The organism is Methanolobus vulcani (assembly GCF_900100715.1).
Classification (GTDB): Archaea; Halobacteriota; Methanosarcinia; order Methanosarcinales; family Methanosarcinaceae; genus Methanolobus; species Methanolobus vulcani.
The window spans coordinates 403,069-423,253 of the sequence record NZ_FNCA01000002.1 but is presented as its reverse complement, the minus strand read 5'-3'; the positions used below and the strand labels follow the sequence as shown (position 1 = coordinate 423,253).

Sequence of the window (20,185 nt, the reverse complement as noted above, 5' to 3'; positions counted from 1 at the left end):
CATACCTATGAGATGCCTGCTTTAAGTATATCGTGAATATTAAGGATGCCTACCAAGGTACTATCCTGTTCAGTGACCATTAATGCCGTAATTTGATAGTCATTCATCATTCTTAGTGCGTCAAATGCGAGCTCATCAGGAGAAATCACTTTAGGATTGCTCTTCATGACATCACCAATTTTGATGTTTATAAAATCAGTTTCTACATCAATGAGTCTTCGCAAGTCACCATCCGTAAACACTCCAATCAAAGCATCCTTTTCATCAACCACAGCCGCGACCCCAAGACCACTTTTTGTAAAAACTAAGATAACTTCCTTGATTGTAGCATCTTTTCTTACTGTAGGTATACTATCGCCTTTGTGCATTAAATGACTTACACGTACAGTCAGTTTCCTCCCAAGAGAACCACCAGGATGAAGTTTAGCAAAATCCGTTGGCTGAAATTTTTTGAGTTTCAGGAGAACTATTGCAAGAGCATCCCCCATTGCCAAGGCTGCGGTTGTGCTTGTTGTCGGAGCAAGGTTATTAGGATCTGCCTCACTTGAAACACCTATGTTCAAGGAGATATCACATTCACGAAATAAAGTCGATTCCTTTTTACCACACATTGAAATCGTTGTTACTCCGAGTGATTTCATGCTTGGTAAAAGGTGTAGAATCTCACCAGTTTCACCACTGTTAGAGATAAGTATTACAATGTCCTTGTTAGTTACCATTCCCATGTCACCATGGGAAGCTTCAGATGGATGCAGAAAAAAGGCAGGAGTCCCAGTACTTGCGAGAGTAGAAGCAATCTTTCTGCCGATTATTCCAGATTTTCCAATACCTGTAATTATAACTCGACCTTCACAAGCTGATAACGTATTTATTGCTTCTTCAAAATTGCCGTTTAGTTTATCTGCAACTTCAAACAGCCCTTTAGCTTCTTGGTTAAGGACTTTTGCACCTTCTTCTATATAATCCATAGACATCTCCTAATTTTTTACAACAGAATCAATCATCTTTAATTGTTTTAATAGTTCTTTGAGATTTTTAAGATTTAAGACGTTAGGACCATCACATTTTGCTTCAGTTGGATTGTTATGTATTTCCAAAAAAACGGAAGAAACTCCTACTGCTACAGCAGCTCTACAAAGATGAGGTATAAACTCACTTTGTCCACCAGATGCACAACCAAGCCCACCTGGCAACTGTACACTATGCGTCCCATCATATACAACAGGATAACCTGTCTCTTTCATAACTACTAGTGAACGCATATCAGAAACTAAATTATTATATCCAAAAGTTACACCCCGTTCTGTAAGCAGAATATTATGATTGCCCTGTGATTCTATTTTTCCTATGACGCTTTGCATGTCCCAAGGAGCTAGAAATTGGCCTTTTTTTACGTTGACAACCACATTATATTTTGCAATATTCACAAGAAGATCGGTCTGACGACACAAAAAAGCTGGAACCTGAACAATATCTAGTACCTCAACAGCCTTTGGAATTTGTTCTTCAGTATGAACATCTGATATTACAGGAATATTTAACTCTGTTTTGACTTTTTTAAGAATACGTAGCCCTTCATCTATCCCAGGACCCCTGAATGAATCTACTGAGGACCTATTGGCCTTGTCAAAAGAACATTTAAAAATAAATGGTATGTTTAACTCGTTAGTTATTTTTGAAATTTCCCTTGCCATATAAAAAGTATGTTCCTCACTTTCTATAACACATGGACCACCAATCAATATAAAAGGATTATTATTATTGAATACAATATTCCCTATTCTGACGCTCTTTTGTTGTGTATCAATCATTCCCATCACTTGTAGCAAATGCATTCTATATATTTTGTTATATGATATAAGATTAAGTATAAGGATTATTTAGACATTCGGCAGATAATATTTCTTACACGATCCGCATCTTCAGGAGTATCAACTGAAACTGAACTATAAGATGTTTCAACGACTTTAATTTTGTAACCATTCTCAAGGGCTCTTAGCTGTTCAAGTTTTTCAATATTCTCATATAAAGTGGTTCCTAAAGACGCGAATCTTATTAGAAAGTCTTTTCTATAAATATAAATGCCTGCTTGCTTGAAAACATGAGAAATTACACCTCCCCTTGAAAAGGGAATACCTGCCCGTGAAAAGTAAAGAGCATAGTTGTTTAAATCCTTTACAACTTTTACTACATTTGGATCATTATAGTCTTTTTCGTCTTCAATTGGACTTACCATTGTAGCCATATAAACTTTAGAGTCAGTAACTATCGTATCAATCAAAATATCAAGAGCCTGCGGATCAACCAGAGGTTCATCACCCTGCACGTTAAGTACTATATCACAATCAATATTCTGAACAGCCTCCATAATTCTATCTGTGCCACATTCATGGCAAGAAGATGTCATTATGACGTCTGCTCCGAAACTCCGAGCACATTTTGCAATACGCATGTCGTCTGTAGCAATATAGGATTTATCAATCATCTTTGCTTTTTTGATCTGTTCGTAAACTCTTTGTATCATCACTTTTCCGCATAGCTCTACAAGTGGTTTACCAGGAAATCTAGACGAATCATATCTTGCAGGAATTACGCATACAACCTTCATACAATATCACTCATTATTTTATTATTAAAATTAATATAATTCATGCTACAAGATCCAAAAGTCTTTGAGCATAAGTGTCTGGGTCAAAAAGTTCTAAATTAGCCTCTAAACATGCATCTTGATACTTTTTTAATTCAAGTGGATTTTTTAATAAATAAACACATTTTTTAACAGCTAACTCTAAACAATCTTCCTCAAAAAATATTGCATTAACATTATCTTCAGCATAAGTCCCTATGCCACCAACATTCATGACAATAGGTATAGTACCACACGTAATAGCTTCTAATGGTGGTATACCAAAACCTTCTATTCTGCTAGGATATATGAAAAATTTATATTTGGAATACATCTCCTTTAGTTGGCTGTTCGAAATATTAAAATAATAATTTGCATTCGGAAACTGTTCTTTTAATTTAGATGCTGAATCTACTATAGACATAAAAAATCCTATTTTTGCTTCAGGGTACCACGTTTTTACCAGTTCAAGAAACTCTTCACAAATATCAAACCCTTTGTTGGCGGATGGGATATAATTGAAAAGAAAATCAAATTCTTTTTCATCGGAAATATTATCATTAATCTTAAGAAAGATTGGATTCAATGCAGGAGGTAAAACTGGTGCTTCTTTATTGATTACATCCAAAAGATATTCGTTGGAGAATTTTGATAATGAAATGATCCTACCTTTGAAATTACGTATTAAGCTCCTAAAAAAATCAGAATTTCCTTGCATTATCTCAAGAGGATGTAAGAAATAAAATAGAACATTACTTTGATCAATCTTGTTCCCCATCTCTTTTATCTGATATTCTGTATAAATCAACACAAAATCATAAAGCTTGAAACTCTGTGGGCAATCATAAAAAAGATGTGTTTCTATTTTTAGATTTTCATTATTTTTAAACATCTCCGAATAAGTAAAATCTGGATTTTTAAGATAGAATTGAATAGATTTTTTCCAGAAGAACATAAGAGGAATTAACTGCTTTCTTTTGTAATAGGAATAAAAATAAGGAAAAACAGGATAACTCAGTGTAACCTCCCATCCCATATTCAAAAATGATGAAGCTATAGTTGCTGCAATCTGCTGTAGTCCTCCTTTCCAACTATTACTAGGCAAGATAATTTTTATTTTTTTGATAATACCACCTCTAAGCTTGCTTTTTTTGAAGTAGTAATCTGAAGAAATTATAAAAATCTGTGTTTTTATACATCCTTTTAACTATTTGCGGTGAAACTTGTAGAAGAAGAAACTTTAAAAACCACTGTGAAACATCAAATAAGCCGGAAAAAGCATTGAACTGTCTTTTGAAATTGACATACATCAAAAATTCTTCATGGGAAGGCGCATTAAATGGAAAATCATGGATATTAGAATCAATAAGGTTACCTACGATTTTGGAGTTTTTTAATTTGGTAATTAGTTCAGAAATTTCGTTTAAACTCAACACATCATGTTTGCAGTATTCTGCAGAAATACCATAATTCAACTCATTTTTTCCACTATAAGAACCATAATCAAATGTATTGTAGATGTAACCTCCTCGTTTAACAACGCGCTCCATTTCCTGTATCGCAAGATAGCGCAATTTTTTATCAATATGCTCAAAAACTGAAATAGAGAAAACAAGGTCAAAAAACTCATCATCAAATGGCAATGAAGTAAAATCCGCCTTTTTGTTTATTACAGAAAGTCCTTTTTGCTCTGCAACATAATTACCATTTAGGACTAGGAATCCATTTAAATCAACGGAATAAACAGAAAAACCCATTTCTCCCAAGAAGAAATCTATAGCTGTTGAACAACCTCCACAATCAAGTATTTTAAAATTTTTTCGTTCTTCTTCCTTCAATGAGTTAAGAGAAGCCAATTCAATAAGAGAGATGTATTCCCACAAACGATAAAAAGAAGCAGTTGTAATATGATTTTTACCATCATTGAGATTATTCGCGAGGAAATTACCGTTGAACAACAAATAATTTTCTTTTGCATAACTATCTACTAAAGAAAAAATCTGTTTTGCTAATTCGCTTTTTTCTAAATAAGTTATATCCTCATCAATCATAGGGCGGTTAACATATGAGAAGACATTATTACCATTATTATTCATTTTCATCCTTTTCCTCAAAGAAGAAAGTATTCATTTTATCATTTGTAATAGGAGATATATATTTATTAAGATAAAGGTTAGCTAGTTTCCATTGTAAATTATAAGTGTCTTCATCCAAATTGTAAATTTCCTTCAAAGCGCAAACAAATTCATTATTTGTTATTACTTTCCATTTTAAAAACTCACACTCAAAAAGAGGATCAACACTTAATAATTCATTTGTTGATACATAAATTATAGGGAGTCCAGTCTTCAAAGCTTCAATTGATGTTGAACTTCCTCTGTAAACGAGAATATCAGCTAAAAAGAGATCATCTTTTAAAGAATCATTTATTGAAAGATGGAAATGAGGAAAATCGTTGACATCAAATAGAAGATACTTTTGGAAAGATTCAAATGGAAGAGCAGGATGAGATCTGAAAATGACATCAATTTTGTTGCAGTCTTTTAAAGATTCATATATGAAATTAAAAAGATTGACACATTCAGCCAAAACACCTTCCGGTGTGACAAGTATAGTGTGATTAACCTTACGCTCTTTTTTAGCAATACTATAAAGATATTCAAACCTCAGAGCACAACCTTCTTTCAAAATATCAGGATCATATTGACCATATTTTTCAAGCATATCTTTGGTAACCCTACCAGTAGTTATAATTCTATCAGGTAATGGAATGAATTTTTTTTCATGACTGCTTACAAACATATTTAAAGATGAAGGAGATAATACCGCATGTTGATATCCAATTAGTTTAGTTTTTGGACTTTTCTGCTTAAGAGTCATGAAACAAACTTTTTCCCATGGATTATTTTCAAAGGTTGTCGTAAAAGTATTTATTTTAAATTTATTGACTAAACCTTCAATATAGTATTTCTGCAAACATTCCTCTGCCGCAGTATAGATATAATCCTCTCTAAGATGGAAATTTATCAAATCTGATACTTCAATACCCATAAAATCGACACTTTTTATGTATACTTTATTAATTATCACATTAACAATAGATCGAACAGGATCGAGAAAATCTGCAAAATATTCCTGTGGTAAAATTAAAAATTCTTTATTCTTTTTAATTTTATAGAGTGTTGCACGATAATCTCCTATAATCCCTGCAATTATTAAAAGTTCTTTTTTCTGTGAAAGATAAGAAGGAAGAACTCCAAAAAAAGAATCTTTGTAGGTATGATTGTTATTTATTGACCTTTCATAAAACCATGATCTAAGAACATAATATTCCTTTATGGAATTACGATCATATATTCCTGAGTTTCTAAAATACCATTTTGCCAGAATTATTCGATACCATGTTTTAAAAATCAGGAATATTTTCATAATAAAATCAACAAAGAAGTTTTTTATTTTGTATGGCATTGAAAAAGCATCAGCATCTATGATTTTAAAACTAATATAATTCAGCTGACAATATTTTATTAGTGACTGCAGAACAGAAGTTGGGGGATTAATCAACAATAAATCATCATCAGCATTATCAAGACATCTTGATACCGAGTGCAAAAGAAGAAGTTCTTGAAAAAGAGTTGAAGCAAATTTGTTTTTTGACGAAGTAAAAGTAGACCACCAGCAAAGAGAATAATATTTTGAACCTAGTGACCCTATTAAATCAAGATAGGATTGAACAAATCTTTCCTTGGATTCTTCATTTTCAAAATAATCAACAAAAAACTGAATATACCCTGCCTCTTCAAGTAATTTTAAGATTTCTTTATCCTGCTTCCCTACATAAATAAATTTATTACTGGTTCTTTTAAACTTCAATTGTTTCAGAACACTTTTATCTGTTAAAACAGTTAGACCCATGTTCATTCCTTTAATTTTTAAGTATTTGATGCAATCTGTCAATAGCTTTACAGTCAAGGTAAGGATCAATTTCCCCCTTCACATATGTTTCTAAAAAGTTATTGAACTGTTTGATATCAACTTCATACAGCCAATAGTTCACCAGTCTTTTAAGATCACTATAATTATGAGCTACTAGATTAGGAAAAGAGTTGAAATAATATTTCTCGTCAATATCAGTACCTGCTACATCATAATATACAGCCTTGGTCCTTGAGGCAAGGGCTTCAGCGGTCGTAGAAGTGTAAGCAGCCGAGATTACAAGGTCCGCAGAGGCAATGACTTCATAGCTAAAATGGATTTCTTCTTTGCTCTTTCTGACAACGTAACAACGTTCGTGTTTTTCAAGTTGTTCATAAATAGGGGCAAGTTCAGGAGTTTCAGAAAGGAATTTTTTTTCTTTGAAAATTACACCAATTTCAGGAAAATCTTGCAACAGATACAAAATATCTTCACCAAATTTGATTCCATCCTTCACTTTTAACGGGCCATAGTCTACAAAAGAAGTATCAAATACAGCAACTATTTTCTCTGGCAACTCTTTCTTTTTATTTATTGGAAATAAATCCGAGTCAATTAATCCTTCTTTCAATTCCCTTACTTTCTGAGATGCAAGCACGCCTACTTTGTGGTAATGGTTAATAGAATTACGATTAACATTAAAAAATCTCTCAACCTTATTTCCGAAAATTATTGCATGATTTACATGCATGAATATATAAAAAACAGAATTTGGGAGAGAGTCATCCTGAGCTATATGATAATCACCTGCATAGTTATCTGGATATATGTAAAATGTCTTAACACCTTTTTTTTCCAAAAGGAGAGTTTTGGAAATATTATCTGGAAGAAGTACCGTAATATGTTTTTCAATAGAATAGGAATCCAGAAACATGTTCCACTTAATATAATCTACTAAAATAATTCTAGTTGATTTAATAATAAAATCTTCTTCTTTATATGCCCTCCTTAAACAAAATAACCAAACAGGAATGAATTCAGAAATTATTTTAGATGCAAAGGTTTTGCTTATACGTTCTCTTTTATTCCTGAAATCTGTGTGCATGTAGCCATATTTTCTAAAATCAACGGAATTTTGTGCTTCAAAAGTCTCATCAATAAACAGTACTTCACTTTTTGGTAATCCATAAATCTCATCAATTATATAACCAATATAATGATGATTGAACCCAAAAAAGCCAGGAAGATTTGCATTAAGCCCAATCCTAATTTCTTTTACATCTTTTTTCTTTGAAGGGAGAGGTTTTACTTTATTAAACAATATGTAAAATGGATAAAACAAAAGGACTATATTTTTCATTTTGCTTTGCAATCTTGTTAATAAGACACTCCGATTATTGAATGCTTTTACATGAACCTTTCCAGATAGTAAAGAAAACTCACTTGAATGTAAACAATAGTTGTTAACAGGACAGAAGATCACAACTTCCACTGAATTTTCAATTATTGCATTGATTTTTAGTTCCATTGTATAAACTGTGTTCAAAACTCCCATCAGTTCTTTTCTATAAACATCCACAACTTTAGAAGAATCATAAAGGTTAGAAACGTACCTTATTAACGGCGATGTCAAATATCTTTCAAAAACTGAGTCCAGATTCTTGTGAGAAAAAAATGCTGCTTTAGTAAATAGAGAATAATCAAAAGATAATTCTGAAATATTTATTAATTTCCTGTTATCCAAGTTATTTCTAATAGGCGATTTAGTGAGAAAAGAATTATCTATTTTAAAAAAGTATACTATATACCCATTGTTTAGATATGACACACAGGTTTTGTAGAAAGATATATTTATGTTTTCAAAAAATACGACTTTTTTCTCATCATTTTTCATATGAATCCCCAAGGTACATAAAGAAGTCTGAAATAATCTATTTATAATTGAGTATACATCTAAGTCTTTCTAAATTTAAAATATCTTCAGCCAACGATCCTAAGTTTATTCTTGGGGTTTCCATAGTCACAAAACCGGTGGAGCTACTATCTATACACTGTTGCATAAAAGAGAAATCATATTCTCCTTCACCTATATTCAAATGCTGGTCTGTTTCCACATTTAGCGTACCATCACTGATATGGAACATTCGAGGATCCAAATTCATAAATTCCTTAATATAAGATTTATAGTCTATCCCTAAACTAACCGCCCCTTTCACAGCATGTGCCAAATCTAAACATAGACCCATTTCATTATCCCCAATTAGATATTCTATCTGAGCCGACGAATAGCCAATCATCAGTTCACCACCTAGACCTATTTTTGGCATATTCTCAATAAGTAAGCGAGGGTCTGAAATTTTGCTTAAGAAGCAGGATGCATGTTCAAGTGAACCATAACCTGGATGGAGTATGATATATTTTGCATCTAAACTGTCCGCCCAATTGATAGATTCATTGATTAGTTTTAATGAATGTCGATCTAACGATGAATCCCCAATATTAACACCAAATGTATCATGCGGAATATGAATTACATATGGAATATCTATTGAAAAAAACTCGATAGTACTACCAGGCACCACAAATAATTCAATGTAATCAAATATCTTACTATCTATTAAACTGACAGCTTGATCAACTAAATTTGTATTGATGGACCACAATTTTAAACCAAATTTCATGCTTGCACATCTCCTGAATTTACCCAATCAACTGCTTAAAATGGAATTATACTCTTGCTAGTAAAACAACTTTCTTAAGAAACCTTAATTCTACATCTTGAGAACAAATGAAGTATTTATTGAATCTTTTATTCTATAGATATTTCTTGTTTTGAGGTATAAAACGTTTCAAGTTAATCTTTTGAATCCTGATTGACATACAGAACCATTCAGATATTTTTCCGGCTTTGACTTGTCATGAATTATTTTCGAAATTAATTCGAAGGATAAATCAAGAGCACTCAAATAATCTCCTATGTGGACATCTTTGTGGGCATAAGATGCATAAAAGGCGTTTGTAGCAAGAAATCCCTTTTCAAGCATCAACTGTGTAACAAGGGTTTTGAAAACCAGCGGTTTTTCGTTTTTAAACTCGAAATGCCCTAATGGATCTATACCCGAAATTTCAATATCAATATTATGGTCATCAGCAAGTTGCTTCCAACCATCCATTACCTTTTTTCCTGTACTGGCAAGATGCATAGCAACATTCTCATCAATAAACTTGTTGATTGTAGCCAAAGCGGCCGTTGGTCCTACTCTATCAGTCCAATAAGTACTGCTAATGAAGGTATCCTGAGAAGCTTCCATAACATCCATTTTTCCTATTATTGCAGCCATAGGGAAACCATTGCTAATTCCTTTTGCAAAGACTGCTATATCAGGCTCAAAATCAAGTATGAGATGTGCACCTCCATTATTTAGCCTAAAACCTGCAGTTATTTCATCTACTACTAGAATGATATTCATTTCCCTTGTCACTCGCCTGATAGTCTCAATGAATTCTTTATTCGGGTAGTTATTTCTTATTGATTCGAGTACAACTACCCCTACATGGTTTTTATTTTCAGCGATTAGTTTCATAAAACCTTCTGTATCGTTGTAATTGAATGGGAGAGTTAAGCCTTTAAGATTTCTTGGCACACCTCTAGGATTCAATCCTGGCAGAAGATGTCCGTCAAGAGATTTCTCATCTGCCAGATTGGACGACAGATACCAATCATGCCAGCCATGATATCCACAAAAAAGTACAATCTCCTTCCCACTTTTTGCCCTTGCAATTCTCACAGCTATAGACATGGCTTCACCGCCAGTCCGGGCATATCTTACCATATCTGCCCACGGATGGAGTTTTATTAAAAGCTCTGCAAGTTCTACTTCCTCAGGTGCATTAAGAGTACACATACTACCATTATCTACAGCAGATTTTACAGCCTTATTGACATCTTCATCGGAATAACCCAGGACACAAGAACCTACACCCATAAGAGACATGTCTATAAACCTGTTATCATCAAGGTCCCAAACCTCTACACCTTCTGCTTTTTTATAATAGGAAGGCCAGATATCAGGGAGGAACATTTCTGAACGTTTTGATAATAACTGACTTCCACCAGGGATAATTTTTTTTGCCCTGTTCCAAGTTTCAACACCTTTTCTGGTACTAACCATATTAAAACACCTTAACAATCACATATATTTATTAATCTGTTTTATCCATTGACAGTGATTTCTTGTAGCCTTCATTGATTACACTTTCACTGTTTATATCTAGCATTTCTGGGTAAGACTTTAAGAGATTTACAACATCCATCATAGTAAATATTTTTTCAGGAGAGTACAATTGAGAAAATATATTCTGTATTAGTTTGAAATCATTCGGTGTGTCAACAGACAATTTATAGATGTAATCATGAGAATACTTTTTGTAAATTTTATTAATTGCAGATGATTTCTTCATATACGGAGTAACATGTTCCCTTTCTGATCTTAGTGTTGAATTCTTCCATGCTACTTCAAGTGCCTCAAAAGTAAAAGCTTCTACATCGAAACCATCTTCAAATAGAGGCTCAAACGAGTTAGTCACATAATCCACTTTTTTATCAATTAGTTCCCTCACAACAAAATCAATAACATTGGGGTCACTCAAGGGACAATCCGCTGTCATTCTTACAATGATATCAGGAAGAGGATCTAAAGATTTTACACACTTATAATATCTATCTAAGACATCATTTTCACTTCCCCTAAAGCATGAAACTCCTACTTTATTGCAGAAGTCCTCTATCAATGAATTTTCCGCTTCAACTGAAGTAGCTATCACGAACTTATCAATTAATTTTGATCTTTGAATTCGCTCAATCATATGTTGTAAAAGAGTCTTGTCATCAATATACCTCAACACTTTACCCGGAAATCTTGTAGACCCCATACGTGCTTGGACAATGCCTATTATCATTCAATTTCCTCCAAAGTTACCATACACTTTAATTCAGACGATTCCTTTACAGCAAGAGCGTACCTTAAAGTTTTCAAAGCAAATCCAATATCGTTAAATGAGTCGGTTTTATCAGTAATACATGATATGAAGTAACGCATTTCATCAATGTACATCTCATTAAGATCATAATTTTCAGGTAGTTTATGGACTTCCCATTCATTGGTTGAAGCTAGATATACATCAACGGTAACGCAATTAAAATCCCAAAAAATAGAACCATATTCACCAATAATATGATTCCTCCTTACATAATTTTGAGAAACATAATCAAGATGTATGCTGGCAATCGTACCAGAATAAAAATCAGAGATTATTTCTGATATTTCCTCAGCATCAATCCCCAGAAACCCAAGATTTCGGGTTACACTGAAAACTGATTTTACATCACCCAAGTACCAGCAAGCAAGATCTAGTTCATGTATGCTATCCAAGACACAACCACCTCCCTGCTGTTCATTAGCAGAGTAAGATTTTTTATAATCCTGCTCTGGTCGCCAGCCAGGAAGGTAAGAAGAGGTTTCAATCCGTGCATAGAGAATCTTGCCAATCTTACCTGAAGAAATTATTTCCTTAACTTTAGAAGGACCCGGATGAAATCTCATGTTACAACCAATAAATGTTATCAATTTTTGGCTAGAAACATCTTCAAACAACGTATTCATACCAGTCATTAAATTTGAGAGAGGTTTTTCAATAAAAAGATGACATCCATTCTGTGCTGCAAGAATGGCATGTTCTATGTGCAGGTATGTAGGACTACAGATAACCGCAAACATAGGTTTTTGTTCAAAAGCATCACATAAATTATCAAAAACTGTGATCTTAAATTTATCCTCTACTTGCAATCGCTGGTTTTCACTAATATCATAAGCAATAACCTGACAGTTTTTTAATTTTATCAGATTAGAAATGTGTCGTTTTCCTATTGAACCACAGCCTATAACCAAACCTAACATGTTTTCAATATCCCCTGATAACTATATTTACAGATTATTTACAATTGCATTTTAATTGAAAACATAATTCTCAATCAACGGTATTATGCAATAGATTCGACTAGTAACTAGTCTACAAAAGTTCCACCTAACAGGCATTTCATCCGACATGTGTCCATTCTAAAGGCGTTCCAGAAGCGATATCTTGTGTTGCAATACGACCCAACACTCCTCCTAGATATTTAGGGTGAAGACCATTTCCCGGACGAATTGAACGGATGTTATCATTTGTAAATTTCTCACCAGCCTTGATATCTTTGACAACAAAAAGTGAACGTCTAAATATTTTGCTTTTATTTTCATCTCCTGTTGGACCATAATGAATTTTTCCTAAGGCTTTTTCTGTGATACGAATAGCCTCAACCATCTCCTTAAATTCATGAGGCTCTATTGAAAAAGCACTATCGGGCCCTGGAACCGATCGTGAACGAGTGAAATGTTTCTCAACAATACAAGCACCAAGAGCCACTGATGTTATAGATGACACAACACCCAATGTATGATCTGATAACCCGACCGGTAACCCAAAAGTATCTATCAGATGTGGAATTGTACGTAAGTTCATATCCTCTGCAGAAGCTGGATAGGCACTCGTACACTTGAGAAGAGCAATCTGAGTTGCTCCTGCTTTTTTTGCAGCAGTTACAGCCTCTTCTATTTCTCCAATAGTTGCCATCCCCGTTGAAATAATCAACGGTTTTCCTGTACGGGCCATTTTTTCTATCAAAGGGATATCCACTATCTCGAAAGATGCTATTTTGTGTACTGGAACCCCTAGCTCTTCAAGGAAATCCACAGCTGTCGGATCAAAAGCACTTGAGAAGAAGTCCATTCCAAGTTTTTCAACAATTTCTTTAAGTTTAGGTTGCCATTCCCAAGGCATATAAGCTTCAGTGTAAAGGTCATAAAGTGTGCGGCCTTCCCAAAGAGATCCCGAACTGTGCCTAAATGGAGCGGTGTCTTTTTTGATTGTTATAGTGTCAGCAGTATAAGTTTGTAATTTGATCGCATCTGCCCCGGCGAGCTTGGCCTGTTTGATAGTTTTAACGGTTTCTTCAAAATTATGATGATGATTTGCAGATATTTCGGCAATCATATACGTAGGGTAACCTAGACCGATTGGTCTATTATTTATAATCATCATATTTTCCTCCAATTGATATAATTTCGCCAAGCTTGTCAACTATGAATTTGGGTTTTGTATGAGCTGTTGAATAAGAGCTATTTGTTAAAATTTCTGGAAAACCTATTTTCTCATTTCTTGTGATTTGGATAGTAGTCATACCCAAGTAATTAGGACCCCTGAAGTCTTTACTAATATCATCACCAACGTATGTTGCATCATTATAAGAAACTTGTAGAATATCAAGAGCTATGTCAAAAGGAACTGTGGATGGCTTCCAATAGTTTCTTCCTAATAAATCTGTATATATAATCACATCAAACATACTCTCTAACCCCAAGGCAAATATTTTGTTTCTTTGAACTAAAACCTCACCATCAGTAATAACTCCTAACGCGATTCCTTTGTTTTTAAAATATTCGAATGTTAATAAAACATCTTCATCCAGATGAATCGCAGGAATATGAGAGCGATACAGATAGACTAGCAACTCTACATTTATTTCATTTTGCAAATTCAACTCCTGAAGTAAAGTATCAAAGATTTTACCTCTCCCATCTCTATCTAGTATTGTCAACATCCTTTGTAGCAAACTGCTTTGGTCTAAATCGTATTGGTCTGCAATATATTCTGAAATTACCTTGAAACCACTTATTACAAAATCTATTTCGGGATACAATGTATTATCTAAGTCAAACAGCACTGCTTTCATACTGATTTCCTACCAAAGGTTAAACAGCAGCGGCCCAATCCTAAATCTGCCATCGAACGATACATCTGACGCCTCAGTTCGCGGGGAACTGCTGTTTCAAAAGATACTCTTTTTTTGTGACAAACTGAACCTAGCTCAGGATCGTTTACGTAATCATCACCCATTAACAAAAACAATTCCATAGGGAAATCACTCTGTTCATAAAAAACCTCGAATCCCATATGTTCAAAAAAATTACGCAGTGATTTAAAATCAAAGTAATTAATATGATCAGGAACTGCTATCCACCAAGGTTCCTTATTTAATTTTTTTTGGGCAGCTAATTGCAATCCATTATAATCGTTGGGAACTCTAACACAAATAATTCCATCTGGTTTTAATATTTTTTTCACACATTCCATAATGTTTGATGGATCAGGAACATGCTCAAGAACGTTCATAAGAGTTACCGCATCATACCTTTCACTTGATTGAGAGAACTTTGCTACGTAATCTTCCAGCGTAGAGTTGTAAACACAAAGGTCATTGGATAATGCAATCTCAACTGCATCTGAAGAAGGTTCAATACCATGTGCATCATATCCATTTTCTTTCAAAAATGCCACAAGATCCCCGGTTCCACATCCAATATCCAGAACTCGGTTGCCTAAGGAATTCTGACCAAGCACATAACTAATATCAGAATAAAGCGTATTTCTTAACCAGTTCCTTTCTTGTTCCGCCGTTTCACCTCCAGCCATTAAACGGCGAATTTCAGGAGCACGTCCCCCCTTGCGGATTAAGTCAAAATATTTACTTTGATAGAAATCGGTAAGTTCCTCATTCCTAGGAACAGGATCTAAATGTTTATGTTGAAATATAGAATCTTTTATAACTTTGTAAGAATCTTCTGCCATATATATATCTCCTTTTTGAGTTTCTTATTTATTCACTGATGAACATGTCTTCCGCATAACGCACCTGTCTTTTTTCCCTCTTTGACCGAATAAAAGGATAATCATTTATATTTTTACCAACAGACTCCAACAAAAACCAATAAAAACTATGTAAGCCCACTTCAAAACTTAGCGATGAAGCTCCACCAAAACGGCTGTTACACTCTACTATATGAAACATTCCATAATCATCAATTAAAACCTGTAAAACTGCATGTCCACAAATACCAATACTTTCAGCAAGTTTACCGCATAACTTCTCTAACTTGTCATTCCTAAGAGTCACCGTAATTTGAGACTCACCATTTACGACAAGTTCTCTTTCGCGGACAACAATGCCTTTTGTTTTACTAGTTTTATCTACATACAAGTCAACACTATATTCTTTCCCGAAAATAAATGGTTGATAAATAGGATTTTTAAGTTGCTCTGCGTGCTCAATAGATTCTTTTCTACTTAACTTTAAGCCTATGCTCCGCGATCCTGCTCCAAACCTTTCTTTCACAACATAATAATCGCTCTCTAAACATCCTATGTCTTCTACAGTCATTACTACAGGGAAACCATTGGCATAAAGTCTTTCAGAAAATGTCAATTTGTCCAAACAGGTTTTGATTGTATCATAATCTGACACCATAACATGAATGTTATGGTGTTTTAGCTTGCTTTTGAATTTAGAAAAATAAAGCAATTCACCGTCACGACTGGGGACAATGTATGAAATGCCATGATTTTTGCAATAGTCTATTAGATATTCGATATTCATTTGATCAAGTAAAGGCATGTTCCAAAACTCATCCACAAAGTACTTTCCAATACAATTATTGTTGCTGTCTGCACCGAATATTTTTACTTTATTTCCAAACATTAGGCTTGCTTTTCGAAGAGACCTGATGAGTGGAATTTTTTTTGATACACTTGTTACCAAAATGTTGCTTTCTTGATATACCGCCATTCTAATCCATCTTAAAAATATTCCTATTTACTGAAAAATCTATAGGTACATTAGTTGCTATTTTACAAGGTACAGAATAATCTATGAGAATATCTATATACCTAGTTAAATTATTCATCATTATTATAGATAACATTTTCAAAAGTTTACATTTGGAATGAATCAATCTAATCCACATAGAAATCTATTCCATCTGGATCAAAGCAAATGCTTCCATTAGTAGTTAAATAATCCCTTTTCAACAGTCCCATATAAAGAACATCACAGTACTTGCCATCCAGATTAAACTGCTCTTTACATATACCTTCAATTGTAAAACCCACCTTTTGATAAAGTTTTAAAGCCGCCTTGTTCTGTTCGACAACTCCCAGCATTACTTTGTGCAAATTCAATACATTAAATGCATAATCCACAATCAGCTTCACACACTCGTAACCGTAACCCTTTCCCCAAGAAGCCTTATCTCCTATCATAATTCCCATATGAGAATTCCTTGATATCCAGTTTATCGGTCCAAGTTTCACATTTCCTATATGTTTATCGGTCTGAGAATCTATTATAGCAAAAATCACAGTATCTTTGTTCAAGGAATTACTCTGGAAAAAAGACTCCATATCCTCTAAAGTATTAGGAAAATTACCAGATTCCATAAATTGGGTAACTTCCCTGTCATTGAGCCATTGGAAATACGGATCTTCAATATCTGATCTCTCCAGACCTCTCAGATATATATTCATCCCAACAATAAATGGACGATACATCATCTCACCTTACTTACTTAGTAATTTTTTTGTGGTTTCAACTACCTTCAAGACATCATCGTACTGCATGCGAGGGAATAAAGGTAGCGTAATTATTCTCTTGAAAACATCCTCAGTAACAGGGAGTTCACCAATTGAGCCGTATTTTCCCTGATAATAAGAGAACTTATAAATAGGAATGTAATGAAGGTTGACACCTATATTATTTGCCCTCATTTTCCCAAAAAAAACGTCCCTGTGAACCCTTGAATCTATAAGTACAGTATAAAGATGCCAGCTATGTTTCAGGTTCTTCCTAACCGATGGGATGGTTATTTCAGGAACATCTGCAAAAAGCTCACTGTATATACCAGCTATTTCACGTCTTTTGTCCAGATAGGAATCAAGTTTGCCCAGTTGAGATATTCCAAGAGCAGCCTGAAAATCTGTGATTCTATAATTTCTTCCAAGGTACTTCATGTCATAAGCCCATGAGGCATCCGGACCATATCTTTCAGATGTGGTTTTATCTATGCCGTGACTACGCAGCATTGATAACTTTTCATGGAGCTCTTCATTGTCTGTCAACACAGCTCCGCCTTCACCCGTTGTTATATGTTTCACCGGATGAAAACTGAAAATCGTCATGTCTGCAAAAGTGCCTGTTTTTTTGTTTTCATACTCCGAACCAATTGCATGAGAAGCATCCTCAATCAAATACAAATCAAAATCTTCGGCAATTTCTTTAATCTCTTTGATATCACAAGGCTGTCCCGCATAATCCACATATATAATAGCCTTTGTCCTTTCACTTATTTTATTCCTTATGGAATCTGGATCTATATTCCTAGTATCTTCGCAGATATCTGCAAAAACAGGTTTTAGTCCATTATAGATTATAGAATTGGAAGTAGCAACAAATGTAAATGGAGTTGTTATTACTTCAGAGCTTGGTGGTAACTCCAGTGATTGAACTGAAATATCCAATGCACTTGTACCACTATTTACAGCTACACTATGTGATGCGCCTGTATATCTACAAAGAGCATCCTCAAATTCTTGAATTTTGGGACCGGTGGTTATCCAGTCACTTTTCAGAACACTGATAACTTCGCGAATATCGTTTTCATCAATCCACTGAAAACCGTAGGGAATATACTTCATTTAAATTGCCACATTCATACTTCAATTTTGTTTAAGCCATTTACGTGTCTTCTCTATACCTTCTTCAAGAGGAGTTTCTGGCTTCCATTCCAAAACCTTGTAAGCCTTACTATTATCGCAAACAAGTTTAGCAATCTCACTCTGAGGATGAATATGCTCCACATGTTTAATTCTTTTTGAATCACCGCAAATTATAGAAGCTAAATCGTTGATAGTTATATCTTTTCCGAGTCCAGCATTCAACAGTTCTCCATTCACAATATCAGAATATGCTGCTCTCACGAGAAAGTCAGCACAATCCTCTACGTACATGAGGTCGCGGGTCTGTGTACCATCCCCGTAGATATTGAGATATTCACCTTCGATATCCTGTTTAAGGAAAACTGCAACGACCCCACCTTCACCAGTACTCTTCTGGAAAGGACCATATGTGTTGAAAGGTCTGAGAATAACAGTGGGCAAACCATATGCATGATAGTAAGACTGTACCATATTTTCTCCTGCAAGTTTAGCACCTGCATATGGAGAAGCAGGCTTAGTAGGATGATTCTCTCCAATTGCACCATCTGATTTTGCAAGATCATATACCATACACGTACTCATAAAAACTATTTTGGTTCCATGTTTTCTAGCTTCTTCAAGAACATTGAAGGTACCGATTACATCATTTTCAAAAGTTTTCCGAGGGTCATCTATACTATCTTGCACAATAATACTTGCTGCAAGATGGATACATATGTCTAATTTGTTTGAGAAAAGCTTGGAAATAAGAGCAGAATCTTTAATGTCACCTTCTACAAAACTAAACGAGGGATTTACCTGAAATTCACTTATATTTTGTTCCCGTCCATTAGAAAGATCATCAAGAACCAGTACGTCATTCCCATCATCCAGTAATCTCTTTACAACCCACCTTCCAATAAAACCAGCACCACCAGTTACAAGTATATTCATATTCCTGCTCCTTCAAGCAAAGTAAAAATTTCATCCATACTAAGCAAATCCATATCCCTTGAACTTTTTATAGATTGTACTTTTGTAAAGTGTTCATTATGATCATAGTCAATTTCTCGAATCTGAGGTAAAATCACATACATATCCTCGCCTTCATATGAACGAGAAGCATCTTCTTCTGTCATTATTTCCTCATACATCTTCTCTCCAGGTTTACGCCCAATAAATTCTTTAGTAGCTTCTCCGAATTTATAAATCATTGCATCAGCCAAATCATTGATATTTATTGACGGCATTTTAAAGATAAATATTTCACCGCCTTCTGAAAACATACCGGCTTTAAGCATCAAATCAATAGCAGTATCCTGAGTAATCATAAAACGTGTCATTTGGGAATCTGTAATAGTAACTCTTTTTTCTTCTAATATTTGCTTCTTAAATAAGGGTACTACTGATCCACTTGAACCGACCACATTTCCAAATCTGCAGGATGCAAAGATAGTAGTATTTGCACCATAGTCATTAGCAGCAGTAATCAATTTCTCTGCAAGTAACTTTGTTGTGCCCATTGTATTAGAAGGGTTTGCTGCTTTATCCGAACTTGTAAAAATAACTTTATTTACACCTTGATAAATAGCAGCTTGGATTACATTTGCTGTTCCATTGATATTAACATCAATGGCATCTATAGGATTATATTCACACTCGAGAACATGTTTGTAAGCAGCAGTATGGAAAACTATATCTATGTCTTTGAAAGCATACTGCAACCTGTTGAAATTGCGGATATCACCTAAAAGGAACCTCATTTTTTTCCCTGTATCATCAGAATATTTCTGACGCATATGAAAAAGAGCATTTTCATTCGCATCATAAATTCTAATAACAGCAGGGTCAAATTCCAACATTTTTTCAGCTAGTGACTGTCCAATACTACCAGCACCACCTGTTATTAAAATACGTTTACCAGAATAAAATTGTTCCATAAAACTCCTCAATGTACAACAAAGGCAATATAATTATCCCACCACATAAATAAACTTTTTATTATAAATCAATAATAGA

Annotated in this window: 19 protein-coding genes; all 19 read right to left on the bottom strand. The window is 34.2% G+C overall.

The annotated features are described in order from the left end of the window. Nucleotides 1-5: 5 nt before the first annotated feature. The 19 genes from BLP52_RS04700 to BLP52_RS04610 all read right to left on the bottom strand — a co-directional run bounded on the left by BLP52_RS04700 (nucleotide 6) and on the right by BLP52_RS04610 (nucleotide 20,106). Nucleotides 6-968, bottom strand: a complete 963-nt coding sequence (locus BLP52_RS04700) for a KpsF/GutQ family sugar-phosphate isomerase (protein WP_202905725.1) — start codon at nucleotides 966-968, stop codon at nucleotides 6-8. Nucleotides 969-977: 9 nt separating this feature from the next. Then, entirely contained in the window at nucleotides 978-1,817 is an 840-nt protein-coding gene (gene kdsA / locus BLP52_RS04695; protein WP_091709224.1) for a 3-deoxy-8-phosphooctulonate synthase, read from the bottom strand. 59 nt (nucleotides 1,818-1,876) lie between these two features. After that, on the bottom strand, nucleotides 1,877-2,608 hold the full coding sequence (gene kdsB / locus BLP52_RS04690) for a 3-deoxy-manno-octulosonate cytidylyltransferase (protein ID WP_091709103.1): 732 nt from the start codon (nucleotides 2,606-2,608) through the stop codon (nucleotides 1,877-1,879). Nucleotides 2,609-2,648: 40 nt separating this feature from the next. Then, nucleotides 2,649-3,731 carry a glycosyltransferase gene (locus tag BLP52_RS04685; RefSeq protein WP_091709100.1) on the bottom strand — a complete coding sequence of 361 codons (1,083 nt, stop codon included), beginning with the start codon at nucleotides 3,729-3,731 and terminating at the stop codon, nucleotides 2,649-2,651. 31 nt (nucleotides 3,732-3,762) lie between these two features. Continuing rightward, nucleotides 3,763-4,728, bottom strand: a complete 966-nt coding sequence (locus tag BLP52_RS04680) for a class I SAM-dependent methyltransferase (protein ID WP_091709098.1) — start codon at nucleotides 4,726-4,728, stop codon at nucleotides 3,763-3,765. Next, entirely contained in the window at nucleotides 4,715-6,541 is a 1,827-nt protein-coding gene (locus BLP52_RS04675) for a hypothetical protein (protein ID WP_162272936.1), read from the bottom strand. The genes BLP52_RS04680 and BLP52_RS04675 overlap by 14 nt, the downstream gene beginning before the upstream one ends. A gap of 10 nt (nucleotides 6,542-6,551) precedes the next feature. Next, the gene (locus BLP52_RS04670) at nucleotides 6,552-8,435 is read right to left on the bottom strand and encodes a polysaccharide biosynthesis PFTS motif protein (protein WP_091709095.1); all 1,884 of its coding nucleotides are present in this window, start codon (nucleotides 8,433-8,435) and stop codon (nucleotides 6,552-6,554) included. Between the two features lie 37 nt (nucleotides 8,436-8,472). Then, entirely contained in the window at nucleotides 8,473-9,222 is a 750-nt protein-coding gene (locus tag BLP52_RS04665) for a sugar phosphate isomerase/epimerase family protein (protein WP_091709094.1), read from the bottom strand. A 168-nt stretch (nucleotides 9,223-9,390) separates the two neighbouring features. After that, nucleotides 9,391-10,713, bottom strand: a complete 1,323-nt coding sequence (locus tag BLP52_RS04660) for an aminotransferase class III-fold pyridoxal phosphate-dependent enzyme (protein WP_091709092.1) — start codon at nucleotides 10,711-10,713, stop codon at nucleotides 9,391-9,393. 31 nt (nucleotides 10,714-10,744) lie between these two features. Further along, nucleotides 10,745-11,500 (bottom strand): cytidylyltransferase domain-containing protein, encoded by a 756-nt coding sequence (locus BLP52_RS04655; protein ID WP_091709091.1) that lies wholly within the window; start codon nucleotides 11,498-11,500, stop codon nucleotides 10,745-10,747. Next, nucleotides 11,497-12,498, bottom strand: a complete 1,002-nt coding sequence (locus tag BLP52_RS04650) for a Gfo/Idh/MocA family protein (protein WP_091709089.1) — start codon at nucleotides 12,496-12,498, stop codon at nucleotides 11,497-11,499. The genes BLP52_RS04655 and BLP52_RS04650 overlap by 4 nt, the downstream gene beginning before the upstream one ends. A gap of 139 nt (nucleotides 12,499-12,637) precedes the next feature. After that, nucleotides 12,638-13,681, bottom strand: a complete 1,044-nt coding sequence (pseI, locus tag BLP52_RS04645) for a pseudaminic acid synthase (protein WP_091709088.1) — start codon at nucleotides 13,679-13,681, stop codon at nucleotides 12,638-12,640. After that, entirely contained in the window at nucleotides 13,665-14,372 is a 708-nt protein-coding gene (locus BLP52_RS04640) for an HAD family hydrolase (RefSeq protein ID WP_091709086.1), read from the bottom strand. Before BLP52_RS04640 ends, pseI begins: the two co-directional genes overlap by 17 nt. Further along, a complete protein-coding gene (locus BLP52_RS04635; RefSeq protein WP_091709084.1) occupies nucleotides 14,369-15,268 on the bottom strand; it encodes a class I SAM-dependent methyltransferase in 900 nt (299 codons plus the stop codon). Before BLP52_RS04635 ends, BLP52_RS04640 begins: the two co-directional genes overlap by 4 nt. 28 nt (nucleotides 15,269-15,296) lie before the next feature. Next, a complete protein-coding gene (locus BLP52_RS04630) occupies nucleotides 15,297-16,262 on the bottom strand; it encodes an ATP-grasp domain-containing protein (protein WP_091709082.1) in 966 nt (321 codons plus the stop codon). Nucleotides 16,263-16,429: 167 nt separating this feature from the next. Beyond that, complete coding sequence (locus BLP52_RS04625) at nucleotides 16,430-17,026, bottom strand: GNAT family N-acetyltransferase (RefSeq protein ID WP_091709080.1); 597 nt, start codon at nucleotides 17,024-17,026, stop codon at nucleotides 16,430-16,432. Between the two features lie 6 nt (nucleotides 17,027-17,032). Next, entirely contained in the window at nucleotides 17,033-18,166 is a 1,134-nt protein-coding gene (gene pseC, locus BLP52_RS04620) for a UDP-4-amino-4,6-dideoxy-N-acetyl-beta-L-altrosamine transaminase (protein WP_091709079.1), read from the bottom strand. A gap of 21 nt (nucleotides 18,167-18,187) precedes the next feature. After that, a complete protein-coding gene (locus BLP52_RS04615; RefSeq protein WP_091709077.1) occupies nucleotides 18,188-19,120 on the bottom strand; it encodes a dTDP-glucose 4,6-dehydratase in 933 nt (310 codons plus the stop codon). Then, entirely contained in the window at nucleotides 19,117-20,106 is a 990-nt protein-coding gene (locus tag BLP52_RS04610; RefSeq protein ID WP_091709075.1) for an SDR family NAD(P)-dependent oxidoreductase, read from the bottom strand. Before BLP52_RS04610 ends, BLP52_RS04615 begins: the two co-directional genes overlap by 4 nt. Between the last annotated feature and the right edge of the window lie 79 nt (nucleotides 20,107-20,185).